Source organism: Hymenobacter sp. 5317J-9, from assembly GCF_022921075.1.
GTDB lineage: Bacteria > Bacteroidota > Bacteroidia > Cytophagales > Hymenobacteraceae > Hymenobacter.
Genome location: NZ_CP095050.1, coordinates 1,726,370 through 1,749,706, shown reverse-complemented (window position 1 = coordinate 1,749,706; position 23,337 = coordinate 1,726,370). Strand labels below are relative to the sequence as shown.

Annotated in this window: 18 protein-coding genes; 17 read left to right on the top strand and 1 reads right to left on the bottom strand. The window is 62.7% G+C overall.

Annotated elements, in window-relative coordinates; genetic code table 11:
• Positions 1-106 precede the first annotated feature (106 nt).
• From MUN81_RS07280 to MUN81_RS07240, 9 genes are all read left to right on the top strand, one after another.
• Positions 107-763 (top strand): CoA transferase subunit B, encoded by a 657-nt coding sequence (locus tag MUN81_RS07280; RefSeq protein WP_245116371.1) that lies wholly within the window; start codon positions 107-109, stop codon positions 761-763.
• Positions 764-835: 72 nt separating this feature from the next.
• On the top strand, positions 836-1,993 hold the full coding sequence (locus MUN81_RS07275; protein WP_245116369.1) for a T9SS type A sorting domain-containing protein: 1,158 nt from the start codon (positions 836-838) through the stop codon (positions 1,991-1,993).
• A gap of 113 nt (positions 1,994-2,106) precedes the next feature.
• Positions 2,107-4,854: a hypothetical protein gene (locus MUN81_RS07270; RefSeq protein ID WP_245116367.1), complete on the top strand. Its 2,748-nt coding sequence runs from the start codon at positions 2,107-2,109 to the stop codon at positions 4,852-4,854.
• 291 nt (positions 4,855-5,145) lie between these two features.
• Positions 5,146-6,888: a bifunctional GNAT family N-acetyltransferase/carbon-nitrogen hydrolase family protein gene (locus MUN81_RS07265; protein ID WP_245116365.1), complete on the top strand. Its 1,743-nt coding sequence runs from the start codon at positions 5,146-5,148 to the stop codon at positions 6,886-6,888.
• A gap of 168 nt (positions 6,889-7,056) precedes the next feature.
• Entirely contained in the window at positions 7,057-8,220 is a 1,164-nt protein-coding gene (locus MUN81_RS07260; RefSeq protein ID WP_245116363.1) for a DUF4394 domain-containing protein, read from the top strand.
• 138 nt (positions 8,221-8,358) lie between these two features.
• Positions 8,359-8,811, top strand: a complete 453-nt coding sequence (locus MUN81_RS07255) for an RDD family protein (protein WP_245116352.1) — start codon at positions 8,359-8,361, stop codon at positions 8,809-8,811.
• Positions 8,812-8,924: 113 nt separating this feature from the next.
• Positions 8,925-9,638 (top strand): SDR family oxidoreductase, encoded by a 714-nt coding sequence (locus tag MUN81_RS07250; protein WP_245116350.1) that lies wholly within the window; start codon positions 8,925-8,927, stop codon positions 9,636-9,638.
• Positions 9,639-9,951: 313 nt separating this feature from the next.
• Complete coding sequence (locus MUN81_RS07245) at positions 9,952-13,128, top strand: TonB-dependent receptor (RefSeq protein ID WP_245116348.1); 3,177 nt, start codon at positions 9,952-9,954, stop codon at positions 13,126-13,128.
• Positions 13,129-13,143: 15 nt separating this feature from the next.
• Positions 13,144-14,664, top strand: a complete 1,521-nt coding sequence (locus MUN81_RS07240; RefSeq protein ID WP_245116346.1) for a RagB/SusD family nutrient uptake outer membrane protein — start codon at positions 13,144-13,146, stop codon at positions 14,662-14,664.
• A 94-nt stretch (positions 14,665-14,758) separates the two neighbouring features.
• Here the strand turns inward: MUN81_RS07240 and MUN81_RS07235 are convergent, their stop codons facing one another.
• Positions 14,759-15,472, bottom strand: coding sequence for an RDD family protein (locus tag MUN81_RS07235; protein WP_245116344.1), 714 nt, complete (start codon positions 15,470-15,472; stop codon positions 14,759-14,761).
• A 128-nt stretch (positions 15,473-15,600) separates the two neighbouring features.
• Here MUN81_RS07235 and MUN81_RS07230 point away from each other — a divergent pair, with 128 nt between their 5' ends.
• The 8 genes from MUN81_RS07230 to MUN81_RS07195 all read left to right on the top strand — a co-directional run bounded on the left by MUN81_RS07230 (position 15,601) and on the right by MUN81_RS07195 (position 23,270).
• Positions 15,601-16,566 (top strand): stage II sporulation protein M, encoded by a 966-nt coding sequence (locus MUN81_RS07230; RefSeq protein ID WP_245116342.1) that lies wholly within the window; start codon positions 15,601-15,603, stop codon positions 16,564-16,566.
• Positions 16,567-16,632: 66 nt separating this feature from the next.
• A complete protein-coding gene (locus MUN81_RS07225) occupies positions 16,633-17,643 on the top strand; it encodes a hypothetical protein (protein WP_245116340.1) in 1,011 nt (336 codons plus the stop codon).
• Positions 17,644-17,734: 91 nt separating this feature from the next.
• Entirely contained in the window at positions 17,735-18,568 is an 834-nt protein-coding gene (locus tag MUN81_RS07220; protein WP_245116338.1) for a DUF4129 domain-containing protein, read from the top strand.
• A complete protein-coding gene (locus MUN81_RS07215) occupies positions 18,568-20,061 on the top strand; it encodes a DUF4350 domain-containing protein (RefSeq protein ID WP_245116336.1) in 1,494 nt (497 codons plus the stop codon). Before MUN81_RS07220 ends, MUN81_RS07215 begins: the two co-directional genes overlap by 1 nt.
• Positions 20,058-20,330 carry a hypothetical protein gene (locus MUN81_RS07210; RefSeq protein ID WP_245116334.1) on the top strand — a complete coding sequence of 91 codons (273 nt, stop codon included), beginning with the start codon at positions 20,058-20,060 and terminating at the stop codon, positions 20,328-20,330. Before MUN81_RS07215 ends, MUN81_RS07210 begins: the two co-directional genes overlap by 4 nt.
• Positions 20,331-21,470 carry a MoxR family ATPase gene (locus MUN81_RS07205; protein WP_245116332.1) on the top strand — a complete coding sequence of 380 codons (1,140 nt, stop codon included), beginning with the start codon at positions 20,331-20,333 and terminating at the stop codon, positions 21,468-21,470.
• A 48-nt stretch (positions 21,471-21,518) separates the two neighbouring features.
• Complete coding sequence (locus MUN81_RS07200) at positions 21,519-21,887, top strand: four helix bundle protein (RefSeq protein WP_245116330.1); 369 nt, start codon at positions 21,519-21,521, stop codon at positions 21,885-21,887.
• A 33-nt stretch (positions 21,888-21,920) separates the two neighbouring features.
• Complete coding sequence (locus MUN81_RS07195; protein ID WP_245116328.1) at positions 21,921-23,270, top strand: DUF58 domain-containing protein; 1,350 nt, start codon at positions 21,921-21,923, stop codon at positions 23,268-23,270.
• Positions 23,271-23,337 lie beyond the last annotated feature (67 nt).

Here is a 23,337-nt window from a genome sequence, read left to right as displayed (position 1 = left end):
TCGAAGCATCTCTACCGCGCAACGCAACTAATTACTACTGCGGTAGAGATGCTTCGACAAGCTCAGCATGACGCCTTTTTTCCTTTAGTCTAAAACCCCACCCATCATGCTCGACAAACACGGCATCGCCAAACGCATTGCGCAAGAAGTAAAAGACGGCTCGTATGTTAACCTCGGCATCGGCATTCCCACGCTGGTGGCCAATTACATACCGGCCGGCATCAACGTGGAGCTGCAGTCGGAAAACGGCCTGCTCGGCATGGGCCCCTTCCCGACGGAAGACCAGGTCGACCCCGACCTCATCAACGCCGGTAAACAGACGGTGACCACGCTGCCGGGCTCCAGCATTTTCTCCTCGGCCGATTCTTTCGGCATGATTCGCGGCGAGCACGTGGACCTGACCATCCTCGGCGCGATGGAAGTTTCGGAGCGCGGCGACATTGCCAACTGGAAGATTCCCGGCAAAATGGTGAAAGGCATGGGCGGCGCCATGGACCTGGTGGCCTCGGCCAAAAACATCATCGTGGCCATGCAGCACGTGGCCAAAGACGGCAGCAGCAAGCTCCTGACCGACTGCACGCTGCCCATTACGGGCCTGCGCTGCGTGAAGAAAATCGTGACCGAGCTGGCCGTGCTCGACGTAACGCCCGACGGCTTTGTGCTGCGCGAGCGCGCGCCCGGCGTTAGCGTGGAGCAGATACAAGCCGCCACGGCCGGCAAGCTGGTGGTGCCCGAAGGCGAAGTGCCCGAAATGGCGCTCTAACTACGGGGGCGGTATATAGCAGTTTGGGGTTGTGGAGGGCGTATCTTCGTAGCCCCTCATTTTCCTGACTCTATGCGCCGACTCTTACCCTTTTTGCTGTTGCTGACCGGCCCGGCCCTGGCCCAGACTTCGCCCATCATCGACCGCACCGACATGCCCGCGCTGACCGTGGGCGTCGATTCGCTGCGGCTGAGCGTGGCCAGCCCGGTGCTGCCCGCCACGGCCCCGCCCCTCTCCCGCCGCGGCACCAACCAGACCTGGAACTACGCCGGCCTGACGCCCACCTCGCAGCGCGTCGAGACGTTTTTGCCGGCCAGTACGGTCACGGCCACTTCGGCGTTCTACCAGCTCACGTTCGGGCCACTGTTTGGGGGCGTGAACCGGGCCACGGTGGCCTCACCGCAGGAGCTGCCGCTGGCGGCCGGCGGCCTGCTGCCCATCACCGATACGTACCAGTTTTATAACCTGACGGTGGCCACGGCGGCGCAGCAGGACTTCCGCTCGGTGGGCTACGGGGCCTCGCTGGCCGGCACGGCGGTGCCCGTCACCTACGTCAGCCAGGCGCAGCAGGACGTCATCTACCGCTTTCCGCTGAGCTTCGCCAGCCCGGCCGATTCCAGCAACTCCTACTTCACCACGCCGGCGGCCACGGCCACGGTGGGCTACCTCAGCCAGAAGCGCAAGCGCGTGAACAAGCCCGACGCCTGGGGCACGCTCACCACGCCCTTTGGCACCTTCCAGACGGTGCGGGTGGTGACGCGCCTCGAAGACCACGACAGCGTGTCGGTGGGCGGCGTGAGCCAGGGCTTCGACGTGCCCGTGACCCGCGAGTACAAGTGGCTGGCCAAAACCCACCACGTGCCGCTGCTCACCATCACCACCCGCCTGCTGGCCGGCCAGGAAACCATCACCAGCGTCGAATACCGCGACATTTACCGCCGCATCATTCGCCTGGCAGCCCGCGACGCAGCCACCGACGCGGCCCTCAACGCCTTCCCCAACCCGTCGGCCGTGGGCACGACGCTCACGCTCAGCCTGCCGGCGGGTAGCGGGCCGCTCACCGTGTCGGCCACCGATTTGGTGGGGCGGGAGCTATTCCGGCGCCGCTTCGCCACAACCGGCGAGGCGCTGACGCTGGACGCTGAGGCATTTGGCCACTTCCGCGGCATGGCCCTCCTCACCGTAACTACGGCCCGCGGCACGGCCACGCGTCGCGTGGTACGGGAATAGCATCAGGTCAGGAGTTTGAACGGCTTATGCCCGAGTATCCATCAGAAATTTGATTATTTTTCTTTCTTTATTTAAATTGTGCGAGGTTGACACTTTTTTCCCTCGGCAATGACATGACTTCTACTTCTTTTTTCTTAACACCCTGGCGGCTGCTGTGCGGCCTGCTGTTTTTATTCATCGGGGGGCCGGTTTGCGCGCAAACCGGCCCTGGCAGCCCAGCCACTTTAGAATCGATTTTAAATCCCGACGGTACCGTTCGGGCGGGCGCCAAGGGGTCGTTCAACGCCAGTGGCTTCGTGCTTTCTACCAGTCCGGATGGTAAGCCGGCGTTTAAGCAGGCCGCCCGGGGCGCGCTGGGCGCAGGCGACGCGTACTGGTCTAACGATTTTGCCGTGCCCGGTACCAACAACAGCGTATCCGCCGTCCTTGCCGACGGCCAGGGCAACATCTATATCGGCGGAGATTTTACGACCGTGGGCAGCCTGGTGGCTTTCGGCGTAGCGAAGTGGAACGGTACATCCTGGACTGCACTGAGCTCTGTCAATAATGGCATCGGACGGGTGAGTGCGCTGGCGCTTGACAGCCGGGGCAAGCTCTACGCCGGGGGGCAGTTCCAGTACTCAAGTGGCACGCGCGCAGTCAATAACGTTGCCGTGTGGAATGGCCGTGAATGGCTAAACCTGGCCCTTGGCTTTCCCAGCGCGGTGTATTCATTGGCCATTGACGCCAACGACAATCTGTATGCCGGCGGCAGTTTATTACTACGCAAATGGGATGGCTTTTCCTGGTCAAATGTGGGCACAACCAACCTCATTGGAGCGGGGAATTCATCGGGCGTGTATACCCTGCAATTTGATGGAGCCGGCAACCTGTATGCGGGGGGCGATTTTACCACCATAAACGCCATTCCGGCCGCGAACGTGGCCAAGTGGGACGGCGCAACCTGGACAGCGTTTGGCACTGGGATGAGCGGGAACTTCGGGTATTCGTCGGTGAATGCGTTAGCCATCGATGGCAACGGCAATGTGTACGCAGGCGGGCAGTTTACCCAGGCCGGCGGCACACCGGCCCGAAACATAGCCCGCTGGAACGGCACGGCGTGGTCGGCGCTGGGTGCGGGCACCGACAGCTGGAACGGCGGACGGGTAACGGCCCTGAAGCTGGACGGCACCGGCGGCCTTTACGTGGGCGGAATTTTTACGACTGCGGGGGGCAACCAGGCCCTGCGGCTGGCTCGTTGGTCCGGCAGCGCCTGGCAGGGCCAGGGCCTGGCCATGAGCGGTGACAGCATCATCTTGACGCCCAATTACATAAGCACCGACGCCGTAAATTCAATGGCCTTTGACGGCCGCGGCCGGCTGTTTGTCGGCGGGCGCTTCATTCGGGCAAACGGCGTCCCGGCCAGCGGCATCGCCCAACTTACTCTTGCTTCCGGCCAATGGGCCAGTGTGGGCGCGCCGCCGGTGGCCCAGGGATTTGCCAACAACGCCTATATCTATGCAATGGCGGCCGACGGCAACGGCAATGTGTACGTGGGCGGCACCTTTGGCAGCGTGGCCCACAAAGCCGCCCGCGGTGTGGCCAAATGGAATGGCAGCAGTTGGACGCCGCTGGGAACCGGGCTTGAAGGCCGCGTGCAGGCCCTGACGGTGGACCATCAGGGCAGGGTTTACGCCGCCGGACAAATTTACGACCCCAACACCAGCGTCTATTTTTCCGTGGCTCGGTGGGATGGCACGGTTTGGCAGAAGCTCGGATTTGGCAACAACACCAGCGGTGGCCGTTACATCAGCGCCTTGGCCGTGGATGCCGCTGATAACTTGTACGCGGGAGGAGACTTCACGCTGGCGGGTGGTGTGGCCGCCAACCACGTAGCCAAGTGGAATGGCACCACCTGGAGCGCCCTCGGTGCCGGCGTGCCCGCCGAGGTCTACTCCCTGGCGGTGGATGCCAACAATAATCTGTACGCGGGCAGCGCGTATCTGACCTTCAACAGCCCGCCGGTGTACCGCTGGAATGGCACCACCTGGACCGGACTCGGCGTGGGCATGGGCGGGCACGTGAAAGCGTTGCTCGTAGATGCCAATAACGACCTGTATGCCGGGGGCTGGTTCAATACCATTGGTGGGGTTAATGCGAAGTACGTTGCCAAATGGAATGGCACGGCTTGGAACAGCCTCGGCACCAGCCAGTTTATTGGCAACGCCAGTATACAAGGCGTTAATGCCTTAGCGACTGACGGGGCAGGTGGCATCTACATTGGGGCCTGGGGCAGCAACGCCTACAAAATTCTATCCCAACCCATGGCCTACGTAGCCCATTGGACCGGCACGGCCTGGACGGCCTTGGGCACAGGCGTTGAGCCCAACCATTCCGTCGAGGCCTTGGCGTGGTCGGGCGGCAGCCTCTACGCCGCGGGCACCTTCAACGCTGTGGGCGACAGCAGCAAGGCCATGGCTAAATTCGGCCGTTACACGCCCCCACCGGCGCCCACGCTCACTAGCCTGAGCCCCAACCGCGGCCCGGTGGGCACCGTGCTGGCCCTCACCGGCACCAACCTGACGGCGGCTTCGCGCGTGAGCTTCACCGGCAGCAGCAACAACGTGGTGAGCACGGGCTTCACCGTGAATGCGGCAGGCACGCAGCTGACTGGCGTGGTGGTGCCCAGCGGCGCGCAAACCGGCCCCGTCACCGTGACAACGCCCGGCGGCGTCAGCAACGGCGTGGTGTTTACCATTGGTCCCCTTTCGGCCACGACCGCGACGGCAGCTACTCCCCAGCTGCAGTTATACCCCAACCCGGCCCACGAGTCCGCCACGGTGGCCCTGCCCCCGGCCCCAACGCCTGGACCCTCCTGCTGACCGATGCCCTGGGCCGCGAAGTGCGGCGCTGCCCCGTGGCGCCCGGCGCTACCGAAATCACGCTGCCCCTGCATGGCCTGCCCGCCGGGTGCTACTTTGTGAAGACGGGCCACAGCGTCGGCAAACTGCTGGTCGAATAGGGCAATTCACGTCTTGGGTCGGTTTCTGCTAACCGATTGCACCGTTTGGGTCCTATTTCCGTTGAATAACCCGTTGGCGAACGCCGCCAACGGGTTTTTTCATGGATAATTTTACGGCGCGGGCGCTTTCGTCCGCTCCCAATGCAGTCTTATGGCAACTTCTTCTAATGGCAAATCGGGTGCTTCGGCCCCGGCCGCCAACGGCAAAACCGCTCCCGGCGGTGCCCACGCCAAAAAAATAGCCACGCCCAGCGCCGCCACGACGGCCGAGCGCCTCACGCCCACCGCCGTGCCGGCCCATAAGCTGGTGCTGCGCACGCTGCGCCGCTCCGACTTCAAGACCATCAAGGAAATCATGGACAAGGTGTATTCCAACATGGAAGGCGCCTGGGCCGCCGACGAGTTTGCGGCCCTGATTCGGAAGTTTCCCGAAGGCCAGATTGGCATCGAGGACAACGGCCGGCTGGTGGCCGCGGCCCTGGCCATCATCGTGGATTACAGCAAGTTCGGCGACAAGCATACGTATGCCAAAATCACGGGCAACGGCAAGTTTGACACCCACGACGACGACGGCGACACGCTCTACGGCGTGGATGTGTTTGTGGACCCCGAGTACCGCTCGCTGCGCCTGGGCCGCCGCCTCTACGACGCCCGCAAAGAGCTGTGCGAGAACCTGAACCTGCGCGCCATGGTGGCCGGCGGCCGCATTCCCGGCTACGCCGCCTACGCCAACGAGATGACGCCGGCCAAATACGTGGAGATGGTGCGCAATAAGGAACTGGTCGACCCCATCCTCACCTTCCAGCTCTCCAACGAGTTCTACGTCCGCAAAATCATTCGCGGCTACCTGCCTTACGACTCCGAAAGCAAGGCCTTTGCCACGCTGCTGGAGTGGATTAACGTGTATTACGAGGAGAAGGAAAAGCTCATTGGCAATACCAAGAGCAACGTCCGCATCGGCATTGTGCAGTGGCAGATGCGCGCCACCCGCAGCCTGGAAGACCTGTTGCAGCAGATGGAATTCTTCGTCGACACCGTATCGGGCTATAAGTCGGACTGCGTGATGTTTCCGGAGTTTTTCAACGCCCCGCTCATGGCCCTCACCAACGAGGACTCGCCGTCGGTGGCCATCCGGGCCATGGCGGCGTTCACCGAGCCCATCAAGCTGAAAATGATGGAGCTGGCCGTGAGCTACAACATCAACATCGTGGCCGGCTCGATGCCGGTGTACGAGGACGGCAAGCTGCACAACGTGGCCTACCTCTGCCGCCGCGACGGCACCGTGGACGAGCAGTACAAGCTGCACGTGACGCCCGACGAGGCCAGCTACTGGGGCATGCGCGGCGGCGACAAGCTGAAGTGTTTCGACACCGACTTTGGCAAAATCGGCATTCTGGTGTGCTACGACGTGGAATTTCCGGAACTGGCGCGCATGCTGAGCGACGAGGGCGTGAAAATCCTGTTTGTGCCCTTCTGGACCGACACCAAGAACGCCTACCAGCGCGTGCGCATCTGCGCCCAGGCCCGGGCCATCGAGAACGAGTGCTACGTGGCCATCACCGGCTCGGTGGGCAACCTGCCGCGCGTCGAGAACATGGACATTCAGTACTCGCAGTCGGCCGTGTTCAGCCCCTCCGACTTTGCCTTCCCGCACGACGCCATCGTGGCCGAGGCCACGCCCAACACCGAGATGACGCTCATCGCCGACCTCGACCTGGACCTGCTCAAGGACCTGAACACCAGCGGTGCCGTGCGCAACCTGCGCGACCGCCGCAAGGACCTGTACTCGCTGAGCTGGAGCGTGAAAAAGACCGAGCGCGACGAGGAGCTGCTGGAGCAGGGCACCGAGCGCCTGCCGCGCACCAGCCGCCGCAAGGCCGTGGCGGCGGGGTAAAGCCTGAGGACTGAAACCGCGGCTGGCCTTTCACATTACGCCGAATGAGCAAAAACCCTCCGCTCCGAAAGGATGCGGAGGGTTTTTCTTTTACCTTGGGCTCTCAGCATCAGCACGCCGACGGATTGGCCGTAAGCAGCTGGGCAGCTTCACCTTTCCGTGGCTTTTATGCGTCTACCCTTACCCAAACTTCTGCTGATTATTGCCGCCTTAGCGGGGTTTGTGCCCCCGGCCCGGTCTCAAACGGTGTATGGCCTGGTGGGGCCCGACGACGTGCTGAGCTTTTCCCTGATTTCGTTTGATGCCACGGCACCGGGCGCCATCGCCCTCCGCGGACGCGTGACCGGGCTGGTGAGCGGTGAATTTCTGGTTGGCATCGAGCGGCGGCCCGCCACCGGACAATTGCTGGCGCTGGGCTACCGCAACAGCACCGCCGGGCAGCAGTTGCGCCTGTATGAGCTGAGTATGACCACTGCCGCCGCCACGGCCATCGGCCCGGCCATCGCGCTGAACCTGGGCAACCTGAGCAGCCGAATCGGCTTTAGCATCGACCCCACCACCGACCAGCTTCGCGTGGTGACGGCCGGCGGCAACAGCTACCGCCTCAGCTCCACCACGGGCGCCCTGTTGGCTACCGACAGCAACCTGACCTACGCCGCCACCGACCCTAACGCGGGCCAGACGCCGAACGTGCAGGCCATCGGCTTCACCAACAACTACAGCGGCAGCGCCGCCACCCAGCTGTTTGGCATCGACAGAACCGGCAACCGCCTCATTCAGCAAGCTCCTGGCACCAACGGCACGCTGGCCACGGTGGGCCCGCTGGGGCTTAGCCTCGACGCTTTCGACTTTGGCATTGCGGCAAATGCGCAAACGCAGACCAACAGCCTCTACCTGATGACATCTACCGCCACCGGGCAGTTTAGCTTCACCACCAATTGGTACCGCGTGAGTGCCGCCACGGGGGCGGCCACGCTGGTGGGCACGGTGGGCACTCCCAACTGGTTCTACAACATCATTGACATTGCGGTACCGAACTCCCTCATCACCGCCACCCGCAACCAAGCCGAAGTGGCGGCCGAGGTCAGCGTTTCTCCCAATCCCACTCAGGGGGAAGCCAGCCTCAGCTTTCGGTTGCACCGCGCCAGCACGGTGGAGTTGCGCGTGACAGATGCGCTGGGCCGCCGCGTGGCCGCGCCGCCGGCCACAACACTGGCCGCCGGTCCCCAAACGCTGCGCTGGTCGCCTCAGTGTCTGGCCCCCGGCCTCTATTTCCTCCGCCTGATGGTGGACGGCACCCCCGCCGCCACCGCGCGCCTGCTGGTGCAGTAGGCTTGGTCGGCGGCTGAGCCCGGCAAGATGCACAGCGCTGGCTGGCTTGTTGGCCAGTCCTGCAAAGGGGACACAAGCTTCTGTGAAACAGAAAGTTTTTGCCATATTGCGCGTCTAACCTTTTCCATTTAATACTGCATGCAACAAGATTACTCTTTTCCGGAATTCACCTTCGAACCCGTGGCGCAGGTGGAAGCAAGCACTGGCCAGCGCTTCGGTAACCACGTTATTGACATCATCACCTTCTATTTCTTGCTGGCCGTTCTTGCTTTCGGTACTGCCGTTGTGCTGATCGCAATGGGGTACGCCAATCTAGACCGATACCTGGAAGGTCCGACCAGCACTCTGGTGATATACCTGATGATGTTTGTGTACTACTTCGTGCTGGAAGTATCGACCGGGCGCACCATCGGCAAGCTTCTCACCCGCACCCGCGTGGTGATGGAAGACGGTTCGGAACTGACCACCAAGGCCATTTTCCTGCGCTCGCTCTGCCGCATGATTCCGTTCGATGCGTTTTCCTTTCTGTCGGGCAACCCCGGCTGGCACGACACCTTCTCCAAAACCCGCGTGGTGCAGATTGCGCGGTAAATGGGCAGCCGCTTTTTGCGCAAAGCCCGCGCCCGGCCCTGTGCCCGGTGCGGGCTTTTGTGCGTAAACTGCAGCCCCAACTTCATCCGATTTTCTTCACGACACCCTTCACCATGCGCGTTTTCATCACCGGAGCCAACCGGGGCCTGGGCCTCGAACTTACCCGCCAGTACCTGGAGCGCGGCGACCAGGTTTTTGCCGCCGCCCGCCGCCCCGACCAGGCCGCCGAGCTCAAGCAGCTGCAACAGCAATACGCCGACCGCCTTGTGCTGCTGCCGCTCGACGTGGCCAGCGCCGACTCCATTGCGGCGGCCGTGCAAACCCTGCAGGCCAGCACCAGCGGCCTCGACGTGCTCATCAACAACGCCGGGGTGTACCCGCACGCCGGCTCGGGCGACGCCCACCAGCGCCTGGGCCAGCTCACCCACGACGACGCCATCGAAACCATGCAGGTGAACGCCATTGGGCCGCTGCTGGTGGCGCAGGCGCTGCTGCCGATGCTGCGTGCCGGCCAGAAAGGCCGCATCCTGAGCATCTCCTCGGGCCAGGGCTCCCTTACCTGGAAAGCCACCGGCGACCCCTACCACTACAGCGCCAGCAAGGCCGCCCTGAACATGTACATGCGCAGCCTGGCCGCCGAGATAGGACACATGGGCCTGATTTCGGTGCTGGTGGACCCGGGCTGGATGCGCACCGAAATGGGCGGCGACCACGCCACCCAGGAGCCGGCCGACTCGGCCCGCGGCATCATTCGGCTGGCCGAGCAGCTGCACGCCGAGGAAAACGGCAGCTTCGTGACCTGGCAGGGCCAACCGGTGCCCTGGTAGGTTTCCGCTAACAGCCTTTTCCTCAAAACCTCCTGAGCTTAATCAGGAGGTTTTTTTATATTCAACAGTAGCGCTTATACCTGCAGAACATAGCCATATAGCCTAGTGACTCATCACTCACTAGCCCATTTTACCAATTTTTTATTTATCGACTCCTTTTAGCGGACGCAGACTTTAAAATAGAACCGATGATTAAAAAAAATAATGCAAAATCATTGCTCTGTTGTCAAGAATTGATTCTCTATATTCGCCAATCCACTCACCATTTTTTCATTCAGTTTTAACCCTTATGAGAAAACTCTTACTTCTCTTTATGTCCGCGCTGCTGGTCTTGCTGGGCCACGACCTGCGGGCTCAGGACCGAAACCTGACGGGCACCGTAATAGGCTCCGACGGCGCCTCCATTCCGGGCGTGACCGTGCTGGTGAAGGGCACCAAACTGGGCACTTCCACCGACGCCGACGGTAAGTTCACGGTATCGGCGCCGGCCTCGGCCAGCACGCTGGTGTTTTCCTACGTGGGCTACGCCACGCAGGAAGTGGCCATCGGCGGCCAGTCGTCGTTCAACATCCGCTTGGCCACCGACACCAAAGACCTGAGCGAGGTGGTGGTGGTGGGCTACGGCACGCAGTCGCGCCGCGACCTGACGGGCAGCGTGGCCACCATCACGGGCAAAGAAATTGCCACCGCGCCGGTCCAAAGTTTCGACCAGGCCCTGCAGGGCCGGGCCCCGGGGGTGAACATCACCACGCCCAACGGCGTGCTGAACAACCCGCCCGTTATCCGCATTCGCGGCGTCAACTCCATCAACCTGAGCTCGTCGCCGCTGATTGTGATTGACGGCGTTCCGGCCTTCACGGGCAACAACTCGGCCCTGGGCAGCGTGCCCAACAACCCGCTGAGCAACCTGAACCCGGCCGACATCGAGAGCATGGAAGTGCTGAAAGACGCTTCGGCCACGGCCATCTATGGTTCGAGGGCAGCCGGTGGGGTCATCCTCGTCACCACCAAGAAAGGCCGCAAAGGCCAGAGCCACTTATCGTACGACACCTGGGCCGGCTGGTCGAAGCCAGTGCGGCTCTACGACGTGCTGAATGCCCAGCAGTACGTGGACGTGAAAAACGAAGCCGTGCGCAACCTCAACGCCAACCGCCGGGCCATCGGCGCGGCGGCCACCAACGTGGAAGGCTTCAAGCTGGCCGACGCTAACGGCAACGCCGCCGACACCCGCTGGTACGACTACATCTACCGCACGGGCTTTTCGCAGTCGCACAACCTGAACTTCTCGGGCGGTACGGACAAGACGAGCTTCTTCTCGTCGGTGGGTTACACCAACCAGAAGGGTATGATTGTGAACAACGACTTCAAGCGGTTGTCGGCCCGCCTGAACGTGGACCACAAGCTGTACAAAAACTTTACGGTGGGCATGCGCGTGGCCTATTCCAATACGCAAAACGCTTCGCCGAATACGGGTTCGGTGGGCGACAACGCCTTTGGCTCGGCGGGCCTGGGCCGCGTGCCCATTCTGCTGCCGCCCAACCTAGCCGCCTACAACCCCGACGGCAGCCCCAACGTGAGCGGCACCAGCATCGGGCCCGGCCCCAACCTAAACCCCACCAATGGCCAGCCCTTCGTGATTGGCTTCATCAACCCGGTGGTCGACATCAAAAACAACTACTTTACTTCCGAAGGCAGCCAGATTGAGGGCAGCGTGTACGCGGACTGGGAAATCATCAGCGGCCTGAACCTGCGCACCAGCTACGGCCTCAACAACCTGAGCTTCGAGGACAAAGCCTTCTACACCTCGCTGCCCGGCTCGCTCACCCCCACGGGCGAGGCCGACAACTACTTCCGCACCAACAAGCGCTGGAACTGGCAGAACACGCTGCAGTACGACCACTCCTTTGCCGAGAAGCACAACCTTTCGCTGCTGGTGGGCAACGAGCAGCAAAACACTGATATTCAGCGCTGGGGTGCCTCGCGTACGGGCGTGGCCGATGACTTTTTCACCACCTTCCAGGGCAACTACACCAACATCGCGTCGTCGGGCCAGTTTCAGGGCACCAATTACCTGGTGTCGTTTTTCGGGCGCGTGAACTACAATTACGACCACAAGTACCTGGCCAGCGCGAGCGTGCGCCGCGACGGCTACTCGGCGTTTGCCAAGAAATACGGCAACTTCTACGGCGCCTCGCTGGGCTACGTGGTGTCGGAGGAGGCCTTCTGGAAAAACGCTTCGTTCTCCAACGTCTTCTCCACCCTGAAACTGACCGGCAGCTACGGCATGGTGGGCAACAACCAGGGCATTGCCGACTTCGTGGCCCTGTCCACCTACACTTCGGGCCTGTACGCGGCCAACCCGACGCTGTACTACGGCAACGCCGGCAACCAGAACCTAACCTGGGAAACCAGCAAGAAAACCGACATTGGCCTGTCGTTCGGCTTCTTCCAGGACCGCCTGCGGGGCAACGCCGCCTACTACGAAAACCTGGTGGACGGCCTGATTCTGGACGTGCCGCAGTCGCCGTCCAAGGGCATCCCCAACAACTCCATTCAGGCCAACGTGGGCTCGATGCGCAACACCGGCATTGAGGTAGACCTGAGCTACAACGTGCTGCAAGGCAAGGCCTTCAGCTGGACGGTGAGCGGCAACGTGACCACGCTCAAAAACCGCGTGCTCTCGCTGGCCACCGAAGGCCAGCGCATCGGCACTTCCACCGGCGGCCTCGAAACCTCCAACTACACCCAAGTGGGCCACTCGGTGGGCGAAATCCTGGCCGTGCGCTCTTTGGGCGTGAACCCCGACAACGGCCGCCGCATGATTCGGAAGGCCGACGGCACTGTGGTGGAATACAACCACCAGGGTACCTCCGGCGTGGGCTCGACTGGCTGGACCATCAAGGGCACCAACACCAACACCTCTGCCCCCACCCAATTGCAGGACGGCGAATACTTCGGTCCGGTGCTGCCCACCTGGTACGGCGGCTTTGACAACACGTTCCGCTACAAGGGCATCGACCTGGGCCTGTTTGTGCAGTTCTCGGGTGGCAACTACATCTACAACGGCACGAAGTCGGGCCTGCACGACCAGCGCTTCTGGAACAACGAGGTCGACATCCTCAACCACTGGACCGAAAGCAACCGCGACGCCAAGTGGCCCCGCGTGGTGTATGGCGACAACGTGTCGAACGGCTCGGCCCTCGTGATGTCGTCGAACGTGGAGAAAGGCGATTTCGCCCGCCTGCGCCAGGTGTCGCTGGGCTACTCCTTCGACCAAGGCCTGCTCACCCGCCTCGGCGTGGCCAACGCCCGCCTCTACGTGCAGGTGCAGAACGCGCTGCTGTTCACCAAGTACTCGGGCATCGACCCCGAGATTTCGAGCAACGGCACCAGCACGGTGGCCGCCGGCGCCAACACCGGCGCAGGCGTCGACCGCAACTCCGTGGGCCAGGCCCGCACCTACACCGTGGGCTTCAACATTGGCTTCTAATTCGCACTTATCCCGATGAAGAAATTTATAAACACCAAAGCGGCCGCGGCCCTGTGCGCGGCCCTGCTCTCGGCGGGTGCCTTCTCGTCCTGCCAAACCGATAAGCTTAGCCCCGTTCCCGTCACCTTGTTCTCGGACAAAGTGGTATTCGACACCCCTGCCCGCGTCGAGCTGCAGGCCAACGGCTTGTACAGCTTCGTGAAAGACGGCCGTTTCCTGGGCGGACGCTACCAGATTTTCAGCGACATCCGGGCCAACGACTTCCTCAACCGCGCCTCGAACCTGGTGACCGGCACGGCCGTGTGGAACCACACGCTCACCGAAACTTCCCAGAACGACGTCATCAACACCTGGGGCGCGGGCTACGCCGCCATCAACCAAATCAACGTGTTTCTGGCCGGCCTCGATGCGAATTCCTCGAAGTTCGTCGCGCCCATTTTCCCGGCCGACTACGCCACCAAAGCCAACAACTACCGCGGCGAAGCCCGGCTGCTGCGCGCCCTGTGCTACTACTCGCTGCTGCAGTTGTACGCCCGGCCCTACGCCGACGGCAGCGGCAGCAAGCCCGGCCTGCCCCTGCGCCTGCGCGCCGAAATCGACGACACCGGCAACGACTTGGCCCGCAGCTCGGTGGCCGACGTGTACACGCAGATTCTGGCCGACCTGGACTTTGCCGAAACCAGCCTGCCGCTGACCTATGGCTCCTCGGCCGCGACCCTGAACGTGACGCGGGCCCACCGCAACACGGCCATCGCCCTCAAAACGCGGGTGTACCTGAGCATGGGCCGCTACGCCGACGTGATTCGGGAAGCCAACAAGCTGGTGCCCGCCGCTGCGCCCTATGCCGCCCCCAGCGGCGTGCCCAACGCCCTCAACGCCTCGGTAGCCGCCGTGTTTGCGGGCACTCAGGAAACCACGGAAAGCATTTTGTCTTTCCCCTTCACCGTGGCCGACGGCCCGGGCACCCAAAACCAGCTGGCCTACTACTTCCTGCCCCCCGGCGCCGCCAACGGCGGCAACGGCGAATACGGCCTGAACACCGCCGCGGGCGGCATCTTGGCCAGCTCGGCCTTTGCCGCCACCGATGCCCGCCGCACCAACTTCGTGCAGGTGGTGGGTTCGGAGTCGTTCCTGAAAAAGTACCCCACTGGCACCAACACCAGCACGCCCTACGTCGACAAGGCGCCCGTCATTCGCTACGCCGAGGTGATGCTGAACCTGGCCGAAGCCAAGGTGCGCTCCACCAACGCCGTCGACGCGCAGGCGCTGCAGCTACTCAACGCCGTCCGGACCCGCTCGAACCCCACCGGGGCCTACGCCTCGTTCGCCACGGCCGCCGACATGCTCGACGCCCTGCTGCTGGAGCGCCGCATCGAGTTTCTGGGCGAAGGCCTGCGCAACATCGACATCATGCGCCTCAACGCCCCCATTCCGGGCAAAGGCTCGGTGTCGGCCGTCAACCCTTCCGACGTGCTCTACGTGTGGCCCATCCCCTCCTCGGAGCTGTCCACCAACAAGCTCATGACGCGCAACTAGGCCCGCAACAGCCAATTTGCAATCGATAAAAAAGCGGCTGGCTCCATGTGGGGCCATCCGCTTTTTTATGCGCTGTTCGAGGCGATGGGACGTTTTACTGATGGGCCAGGTGGGCATGGTCGCGCAACACGGTTTGCAGAAAGGGCGCGTCCTGCAAATCGGTTTGGATGCCCGTGATTTCCTTCACCTTGTTGGCAATTTCGTTCAGCAGCTCGTAGTTGTTGCGGGCGCTGGCCTGGTTGGCCAGCTGCCGAATCAGGGCCACGTCGTGGTCGGCGAGTAGGGCCGCCTGCGGAAACACCGGTTGGTAGCCGGCCAGGCTGGCTAAGTTGGGAGCCAGCGGCGAGCTGGCCTGCGGGCGCACCTTCACCACGGTGGTGCCGGCGGCCAGGTCGCCGAGGCGCTGCCCGCGCCCGTTGGCGGCAATGGTGATGATGGCCACCAGTCCCATCAGGCTTGTGTCGACGATGCGCAGCAGCCAGCGCAGCAGGTAGTCGCCCAGGCTCGGGGCCGTGCCGTCGAGGCGCATCACGCGAATGTCGCGGGCCTTCTTACCAATGCTTTGGCCGTTGAAAAACACCTCGCAGACCAGATGGTAAAACACGTAGGGCACGCCCCCCAGCACGCCCAGCGTCACCATCGACGCGGTGCTGTTGAGCCCACCCGCCGAAAATAGCACCGCCAGAGCAGCCACCCAGGCGCCCAAGACGAGGTTGTCGAGAATGGCGGCCACGATGCGGTCGCCGAGGCTGGCGACTTCGTATTCGAGCGAAACGTTTTGGGCGGTCTGGACGCGGATGCTGGCCATGGCAGAAAGGTTATTTCCGACGAAGAAACGGCAAAACCGGCACCGGGCAAAACTTGGTCTGGCGCCCGCCGCCAGGGTGCGGTTGGCTGCCCCGGGCTCCCTATCTTTAAGCCCTTCAATTCCGAGCCATGCGAGAAGCCGTTTTTTTGCGCCAGAACCAGGAGCGCTGGCAGCAGTACGAAAAGCAGCCCGCGGCCGGCCCCGACGAGCTGGCCGCCCGCTTCGTGGCCCTCACCGACGACCTGGCCTACGCCCAGACCTTTTACCCTACCTCGCCCACCACGGCCTACCTCAACGGCCTGGCCGGCAAGCTGCACCAGCGCCTCTACGCCAACAAGCGCCAGAGCCACGGCCGCTTCGCCCAGTTCTGGGCCGTGGAGCTGCCGCTGGTGGTGGCCCGGCACCACCGCACGCTGGGGTTCACGGCGCTGCTCTTTTTGGTGTTCACGGCGCTGGGCGCCCTCTCGGCGGCGCAAGACGACTCGTTTGTGCGCGTGGTGCTGGGCGACGCCTACGTGAACCAGACCATCGAATACATCCGCCGCGGCGACCCCATGGCCGTGTACAAGCAGGAGGGCGAAACATTGATGTTCCTCGGCATCACCGCCAACAACGTGTACGTGGCGCTGAGCATTTACGTGCTGGGGGCCACGCTGGGCATCGGCACACTGGTGCAGATGTTTCGCACGGGCATCATGCTGGGCTCGTTTCAATACTTCTTCTACCACTACCACATGCTGCGCGCCTCGGTGCTCACCATCTGGATACACGGCACGCTGGAAATTTCGGCCGTGGTGGTGGCCGGCGCCGCCGGCTTCGTGATGGCGCGGGGCCTGCTGTTTCCGGGCACGTTCAGCCGGAGCGAGGCGTTTCGCCTCGCCGCGCGCGACGGCCTCAAAATGGCCATCGGGCTGGTGCCCATCTTCGTGGTGGCCGGTTTTCTGGAAAGCTTCGTGACGCGCCACACCGAGATGCCGGTGGCGGCCAGCCTCGCCATCATCGGCAGCTCGGCGGCTTTCATTGCGTGGTACTTTGTGTGGCATCCGCGCCAGCTGGGCCGCCGGCTCGAAACCGCGGCCGCCGCGGCCCAATAACCTTGTTTATTTCCCCTGTTTCGCCCTTTCCTCCTTCATATCCGGCCCTAGCCCTACCCTGCCACCATGCCAGTTGCACAACGTTTTACCCGTGAAGCCGACTACCGGCGGGAGCGGGATTTTGGGGCCAAAGTCGGCGCCACCTTCGAGTTTGTGACGTCCCAGTTTCGGCCCTTGCTCAAGTGCCTGGCCTACTTTGTGCTGCCGGCGGCCCTGCTCGGCGGCATCGGCATGGGCCTGCTGATGGGCAATTTCCTGAGCTCGATTCCCGGCATGGGCGGGCGCTTTCCGGGCGGGCGCACGAGCCGCGTCACCGAGAGCTTCGGCACGGCCAACGCCATGATGACGACCTCTTCCGTGCTGGGCATTTGCCTGGCGGCGGCCGGCTTTCTGGCGGCTTTCCTGCTGCTGTCGAGCACGGTGTATGCCTTTGTGCGGGTGCGGATGAACACCCCGCCCGACGAGCCGGTGGCACCCAGCGCGGTATGGCGCCTGTTGCGCAGCCGCCTGGGCAGCGTGGTGGGCGCCTGGTTGCTGCTCGGCACCGTGCTGGGCCTGGGGTTTGGCATTTTGAGCGGGGCGCTGGCGCTGGCGGGGCCCGGCTTTGTGGTGCTGGTGTTTCCGGCGCTGCTGTGGGTGGTGGTGTGCCTGTCGTTGTATTTCCCCGCGCTGTGGATGGAAGACGGGGGCGTGGTGGCCGCGTTTCGCCGCTCCTTTTACCTAATCAAAGGCAAATGGTGGTCGACGTTGGGTCTGTACATGATAATCACGTTCATCACCGGCGTCATGAACTACTTGTTCATCATTCCTTTCTACGCGATGATGGCGGCTAAAGTCCTGCTGCACTGGAACGTCGACGATTCCAACGTGCTGAGCATTGCCGCGATGGCGATTTATGCCTTGGGCTGGATTTTCACGGCGGTGCTGCCGCTGGTGGCCATGCTGTTTCAGTACTTCAACCTGGTGGAGCGCCGCGAGGGCGTGGGCTTGCGCCAGCTGCTGAACACGCTGGGCCAGGCCTCGGCGCCGCGCGTGAGCAACGCCGCCTACCGCCCCGACGAGGAAGGCGAATATTAGCCCACGCGCCGGCCTCGGCCCGCGGTGTAGCTTTGGGAGGATTATCAAGCATAAATCAGACTGGTTGTTGACTTTGCGCGTGCTCGGATACTTGGGTAAACTTCAGCTACAACACGGCGGCCGCTGGGGCCGGCGCGTGCTGCTGGCCCTGTGCCTGTCCGGCAGTGCCGCCAGCCCGGGCTGGGCCAAACCCGCACCATCGACTGAAAAGCCCGCGGCCGAGCGGCCCAAACCCACGGCCAAGCCCCTGCCGGCCGACCGCAACACCCGCCTGCCCGTGCGGCGCTACGACGAAGCCCGCCTGCGCGAGCTGGCCAGCCAGCGCGACTTCCGCTACGTGGAGCCCGACCAAACCACCAGCGCCTGGGACGCCTTCTGGGCCCGCATCTGGCGCTGGCTGGGCAGCCTGCTGCGCACGCCCACCGGCCGCGTTACGTGGAAATACGGCGTGTATGCGGCCATTCTGGTAGCCTTGGTGTACGCCGTGCTCAAGCTGCTGGAAGTGGACGTGACGGCGGCCTTCGGCCGCTCGGGTCGGCGCGGCGCGCTGGCCTACGACAGCGGCGCCGAGAACATTCACGAAGTGGACTTCCGCACCCGCATTGCCGAGGCCGAGGCGGCGGGCAACTTCCGCTTGGCCATTCGCCTGGGCTACCTCGAAGTGCTGAAGCACCTGACGGACGGTGGCCTCATTCAGTGGCAGCCCGACAAGACCAACCACGCCTACCTATTTGAATTGCCCAACGGGCCGCTGCGCGACGCTTTTCGGGCGGCTACCCGCGAGTTTGAGTACGTGTGGTACGGCGACCTGCGCCTCAACGCCCCGCTCTACCAGCAGGCCCGGGCCAGCCAGCGCGCCGTGAGCGCCCAGTTGGCGGGCCGCCCCCGCATCGCCGTGCCCGCCCCTAACGCCCTTGCCGACTAATGCCGCAGCTCACCACGTTTCGCTTGTATCTGCTAGGGGTGGCGCTGCTGTTTGCGGGCTACGTGACGCTGGAATACAACCGGCCCAAGCCGCTGGATTGGTCGCCCACCTACGCCAATAAGGACAAAATACCCTACGGCACCTACGTGCTGTTCGACCAGCTGCCGCGCCTGCTGGGCACCGATTCCGTCGAAACCGTGCGCCTGCCCGTGTACAGCCAGCTCACCGGCATCAAGCTCGATGACACGGCGCCCGACTATCGCACGCGCCAGATAACGGAGACAGTTGTCACGGAAGCCGATAGCGCCTCGGAAGAAGCCGAAGCCACTGACTCGACAGCTACCGCCGATGCCTCTGACAGCACCGCCACAGCCGACGCCGACACGACGGCCGTTGCCTCGAACACGGAAGAAGCGGACTCTACGGCCATCTCCAGTGATGACGAGGAGGCAGAATACGCGGAGGATGAAGACGAAGAGGAGAATAACGAGCCCATTCCGCTCAGAGCCGGGCAGGCCAATTACCTCTTCGTCAACCAGGATTTTGACCTGAGCCGGCTCGATGCGAGGGCCTTGCTGCAGTTTGTGGCGCGGGGCAACGACGTTTTCATTGCGGCCAAAGACTTTGGGAGCGGGCGCGGGCTATTGCGCGACAGCCTGGGCTTCCGCACCCGGGAATTGGCCCTCACGTCGAGCAAGGACTACAAAGGCATTTTCTCGCTTGATTCGGTTGACCTGCGCTTCACCAACCCGGCGCTGGCGCGGGCTGGCATCCGGCTGCCGGGCACCAGCGTGGAACAGCATTTTGACGTGGATTCGGGCCGCGCAGGGCGCACGCTGGCGACTGATGCCAAGGGCCGGGCCGTGTTCATCCGGCTCGATTACGGGCGCGGCCATTTCTACTTATGCACCGCTCCCGCCGCCTTCGCCAACTACCACGTGCTGCGGCCCCGCACCGCCGGCTTTGCCGCTGCCGCGCTGGCCTACCTGCCCGCCCGCCGCACCTGGTGGGACGAGTACCAGAAGCAAGGGCCGGAGGGCGAGCAGTCGCTGCTGCGCGTGGTGTTTGCGAACGAGGCGCTGAAATGGGCCTACTACCTGTGCCTGTTCGGCGGGTTGCTGTTTGTGCTGGTGGAAGCCCGGCGCCGGCAGCGCATCATTCCCACTATCAAGCCTTTGCCCAACACCACGCTGCTGTTCACGCGCACGGTGGCCAGCCTCTACCGCCAAGGCAGCAGCCACGCCCTGATTGCCGAGAAAAAGGTGGCGCTGTTTCTGGACTACCTGCGCACCCGCTTCCAGGAAAGCTCCCCCGATTTTGCCGACGCCGACTTCCGCCAACGCCTCAGCCAGAAATCGGGCCTGAGCCAAAGCCGTGTCGATGAGCTGCTGCGGCTGGTGAATTTCGCCCGCACCGCTCCCCAGATGAACGACCAACAGCTGCTGCAGCTGAGCAAGGCGCTCAGTGATTTTAAGCGGGAGGCCGGCCGATGAACGCGCACTTGCTCACCGTTGAAAAGCTCGCCGTGCTCATTAAATATCAGTGGGATTTGCGGCGCTTCTACAAGCAGGCCCAAGCTGCTGAAAAGGAGCTGATGGACGTGGATTGGAATGAATTAAGCGATGTACTACAAGACCTGAAGCTTTACCACCGAAACCTGGTTTCGAAAGAATACGCCAAAAAAATACTCGCTACTCTACACGAGGTCTGCGCCGATAAAGAAACTGCTCAAACCTTATTAGGCTACGCCAGCACTTTGTAAATGGAAAACGAAAACTTCGACCTGACCTCCCCTACCCCGGCCCCTAACCAGATGGGCAGCACCCCGGCCGCTCCGCTATCGGCCGATGCCAGCGCCGGGGCCGAAGCGGCGGCGGCGTCTGAAACGCCTGCTACGGCTGAAGCGCAGCCAACGCCCGAGGCTTCAGCCGCGGCCGCATTCGCCCCGCGCACCGACTTTGCCCGCCTCACGGCCCAAACCGATGCCATTCGGGCAGAAATCGGCAAAATCATCGTGGGCCAAACCGAGCTGCTTGAATTGCTGCTTACCGCCGTGCTGGCCGACGGCCACGTGCTGCTGGAAGGGGTGCCCGGCGTAGCCAAAACACTCATGGCCAAGCTGCTGGCGCGCACGCTGGAAGTGCCGTTCAGCCGCATTCAGTTCACTCCCGATTTGATGCCGTCGGACGTGCTGGGCACGTCGGTGTTCCGGCAGAACAAGTCGGATTTTGAGTTTCGGCCCGGGCCCATTTTCGCCAGCGTGGTCTTGATTGATGAAATCAACCGCGCACCGGCCAAGACGCAGTCGGCGCTGTTTGAGGTGATGGAGGAGCGCACCGTGACCCAGGACGGCACCACCTACCCCATGACCGAGCCCTTCCTGGTGCTGGCCACCCAGAACCCCGTGGAGCAGGAAGGCACCTACCGCCTGCCCGAAGCTCAGCTCGACCGTTTCCTGTTCAAGCTGCACGTGGGCTACCCCACCCTGGCCGAGGAAGTGCAGATACTCACCGGCCACCACGCCGGCCTGGGCAGCACCCACCTGGAGGCCGTGCAGCCCATTCTGAGCGCCGCCGACCTGGCCGCCCTGCGCCAGCAAGTGGCCCAACAGCGCGTAGAGCCCAATATTCTGGAGTACATCGCCAAGCTGGTGGGCCAAACGCGGGCGCACAAATCCTTGTACCTGGGCGCTTCGCCCCGCGCCTCGCTGGCCCTGCTCAACGGCGCCAAGGCCCTGGCCGCCCTGCGCGGCCGCGACTTCGTGACGCCCGAAGACGTGCAGTTTCTGGCCCCCAGTGTGCTGCGCCACCGCATCATGCTCACGCCGGAACGCGAGATGGAAGGCGGCACGCCCGACGACGTGGTGAAGCAGATTATGCAGCAGATTGAAGTGCCGCGGTAGAGAATCAATTAAAAATGAAGAATTAAAAATTAAAAATGAGCGGCTGTTATGAAAGAGGAAAACGTGGTGCTAGCGAAGAGCTACGCTTTTTCAAAGCGCACGGTATTGCTTTATAAGTTTCTGCTCAAGAACAAGCAGCCGCGTTCACTAGCAGACCAGCTTCTACGCTGTGGAACGTCGGTTGGAGCGAATGTTGAAGAAGCAATAGGAGGATTTTCACGGCGTGATTTCGCGGCAAAGTGCAGCATTGCTTATAAAGAGGCTCGCGAATCTCACTATTGGCTTCGCCTCCTACGTGACACCGAATGCATCGAACAGAAATTGGCCCAGTCATTACTTGATGACGCCGAAGAGCTGAAGCGTATTCTGGCCGCAATAATTATTACCGCACGGCGCGCACCGGAGACAGATGCATAAAATCATTTTTAATTTTTAATTCTTCATTTTTAATTGACCCTTTTCCTAACGCCGCGCTTTTTCCTGGCGGTCGCTTCCCTGGCGATTGGCTTCGTGGTGGCCTTCTTCCTGCCCTGGCTGCTGGGGCCCATGCAGATTGCGCTGGGCGTATTTGTGGTCCTGGCGCTGCTCGATGCGCTGCTGCTTTTCGCGCCGGCCAAAAACAAGGTTGTGCCCGTGTTTGGGCGGCGCGTAATGGGCGACAAGCTCGCCAACGGCTCGGACAACGATGTGCAGATTTACCTCGAAAACCGCTACCGCTTCCCCATCCGGACGGAAACGATTGATGAGATTCCGCATCAGTTTCAGCGGCGCGACGTGCTGTTTCGGGTGGCCGTGCAGCCGGGCGAAACCCAGATTATCAACTACCAGCTGCGGCCTACCAAGCGCGGCGAATACGAGTTTGGGGCGCTGAATATTTACGCGGCCTCGCCGCTGGGGCTGCTGCGGCGGCGCTTTCGCTACGAGCAGGGCCGCACGGTGCCGGTGTACCCCTCCTTTCTGCAGATGCGGCAGTACGAGCTGCTGGCCATTCACAACCGCCTCACGGAAGCGGGCGTGAAGCGCATCCGGCGCGTGGGTCACAGCATGGAGTTTGAGCAAATCCGGCCCTACGTGCCCGGCGACGACCCGCGCAGCATCAACTGGCAGGCCACGGCCCGCCGCGCCGGCACGGGCGCCGCCGACGCGCTGGTGGTGAACCACTTCCAGGACGAGCGGGCCCAGCAGGTGTACTGCCTCATCGACAAAGGCCGGGTGATGCGCATGCCGTTTGACGGCCTCAGCCTGCTCGATTACGCCATCAATGCCACGCTGGTGGTCAGCAACATTGCCCTGCTCAAGCACGACAAAGCCGGCCTGCTCACGTTCTCGAACCGGCCCGGTGCTGCCCTGGCGGCCGACCGCCGGCCGGGCCACCTGCTCAAGCTGCTCGAAATCCTATACCGCCAGAAGACCAAGTACCTCGAAACCGATTTTGAGCTGCTTTACACCACGGTGCGGACCCACGTAAAGCAGCGCAGCCTGCTCATTCTGTTCACCAATTTCGAAACGCTGCACGGCATGCAGCGGCAGCTGCCCTACCTGCGGCGCATGGCCAAAGACCACCTGCTGCTGGTGGTTTTCTTCGAGAACACCGAACTGCGCGAATACCTCAACGCGCCGGCCGCCACCACCGAGGACGTGTATAACCAGACCATCGCCGAAAAATTTGCGCAGGAAAAGCGGCAAATTGTGCTCGAGCTCCAGCGCTACGGCATTTATTCGCTGCTCACCGCGCCGCAGGATTTGACGGTGAGCACCATCAACAAGTACCTGGAATTCAAAGCCCGCGGCTTGATATAAGGCCGGGCGTAGCGCCGCCCGGCGCCGTTTTGGCTTCGCTAGCCTGCAAGTCGCGGAATTTTGTGGA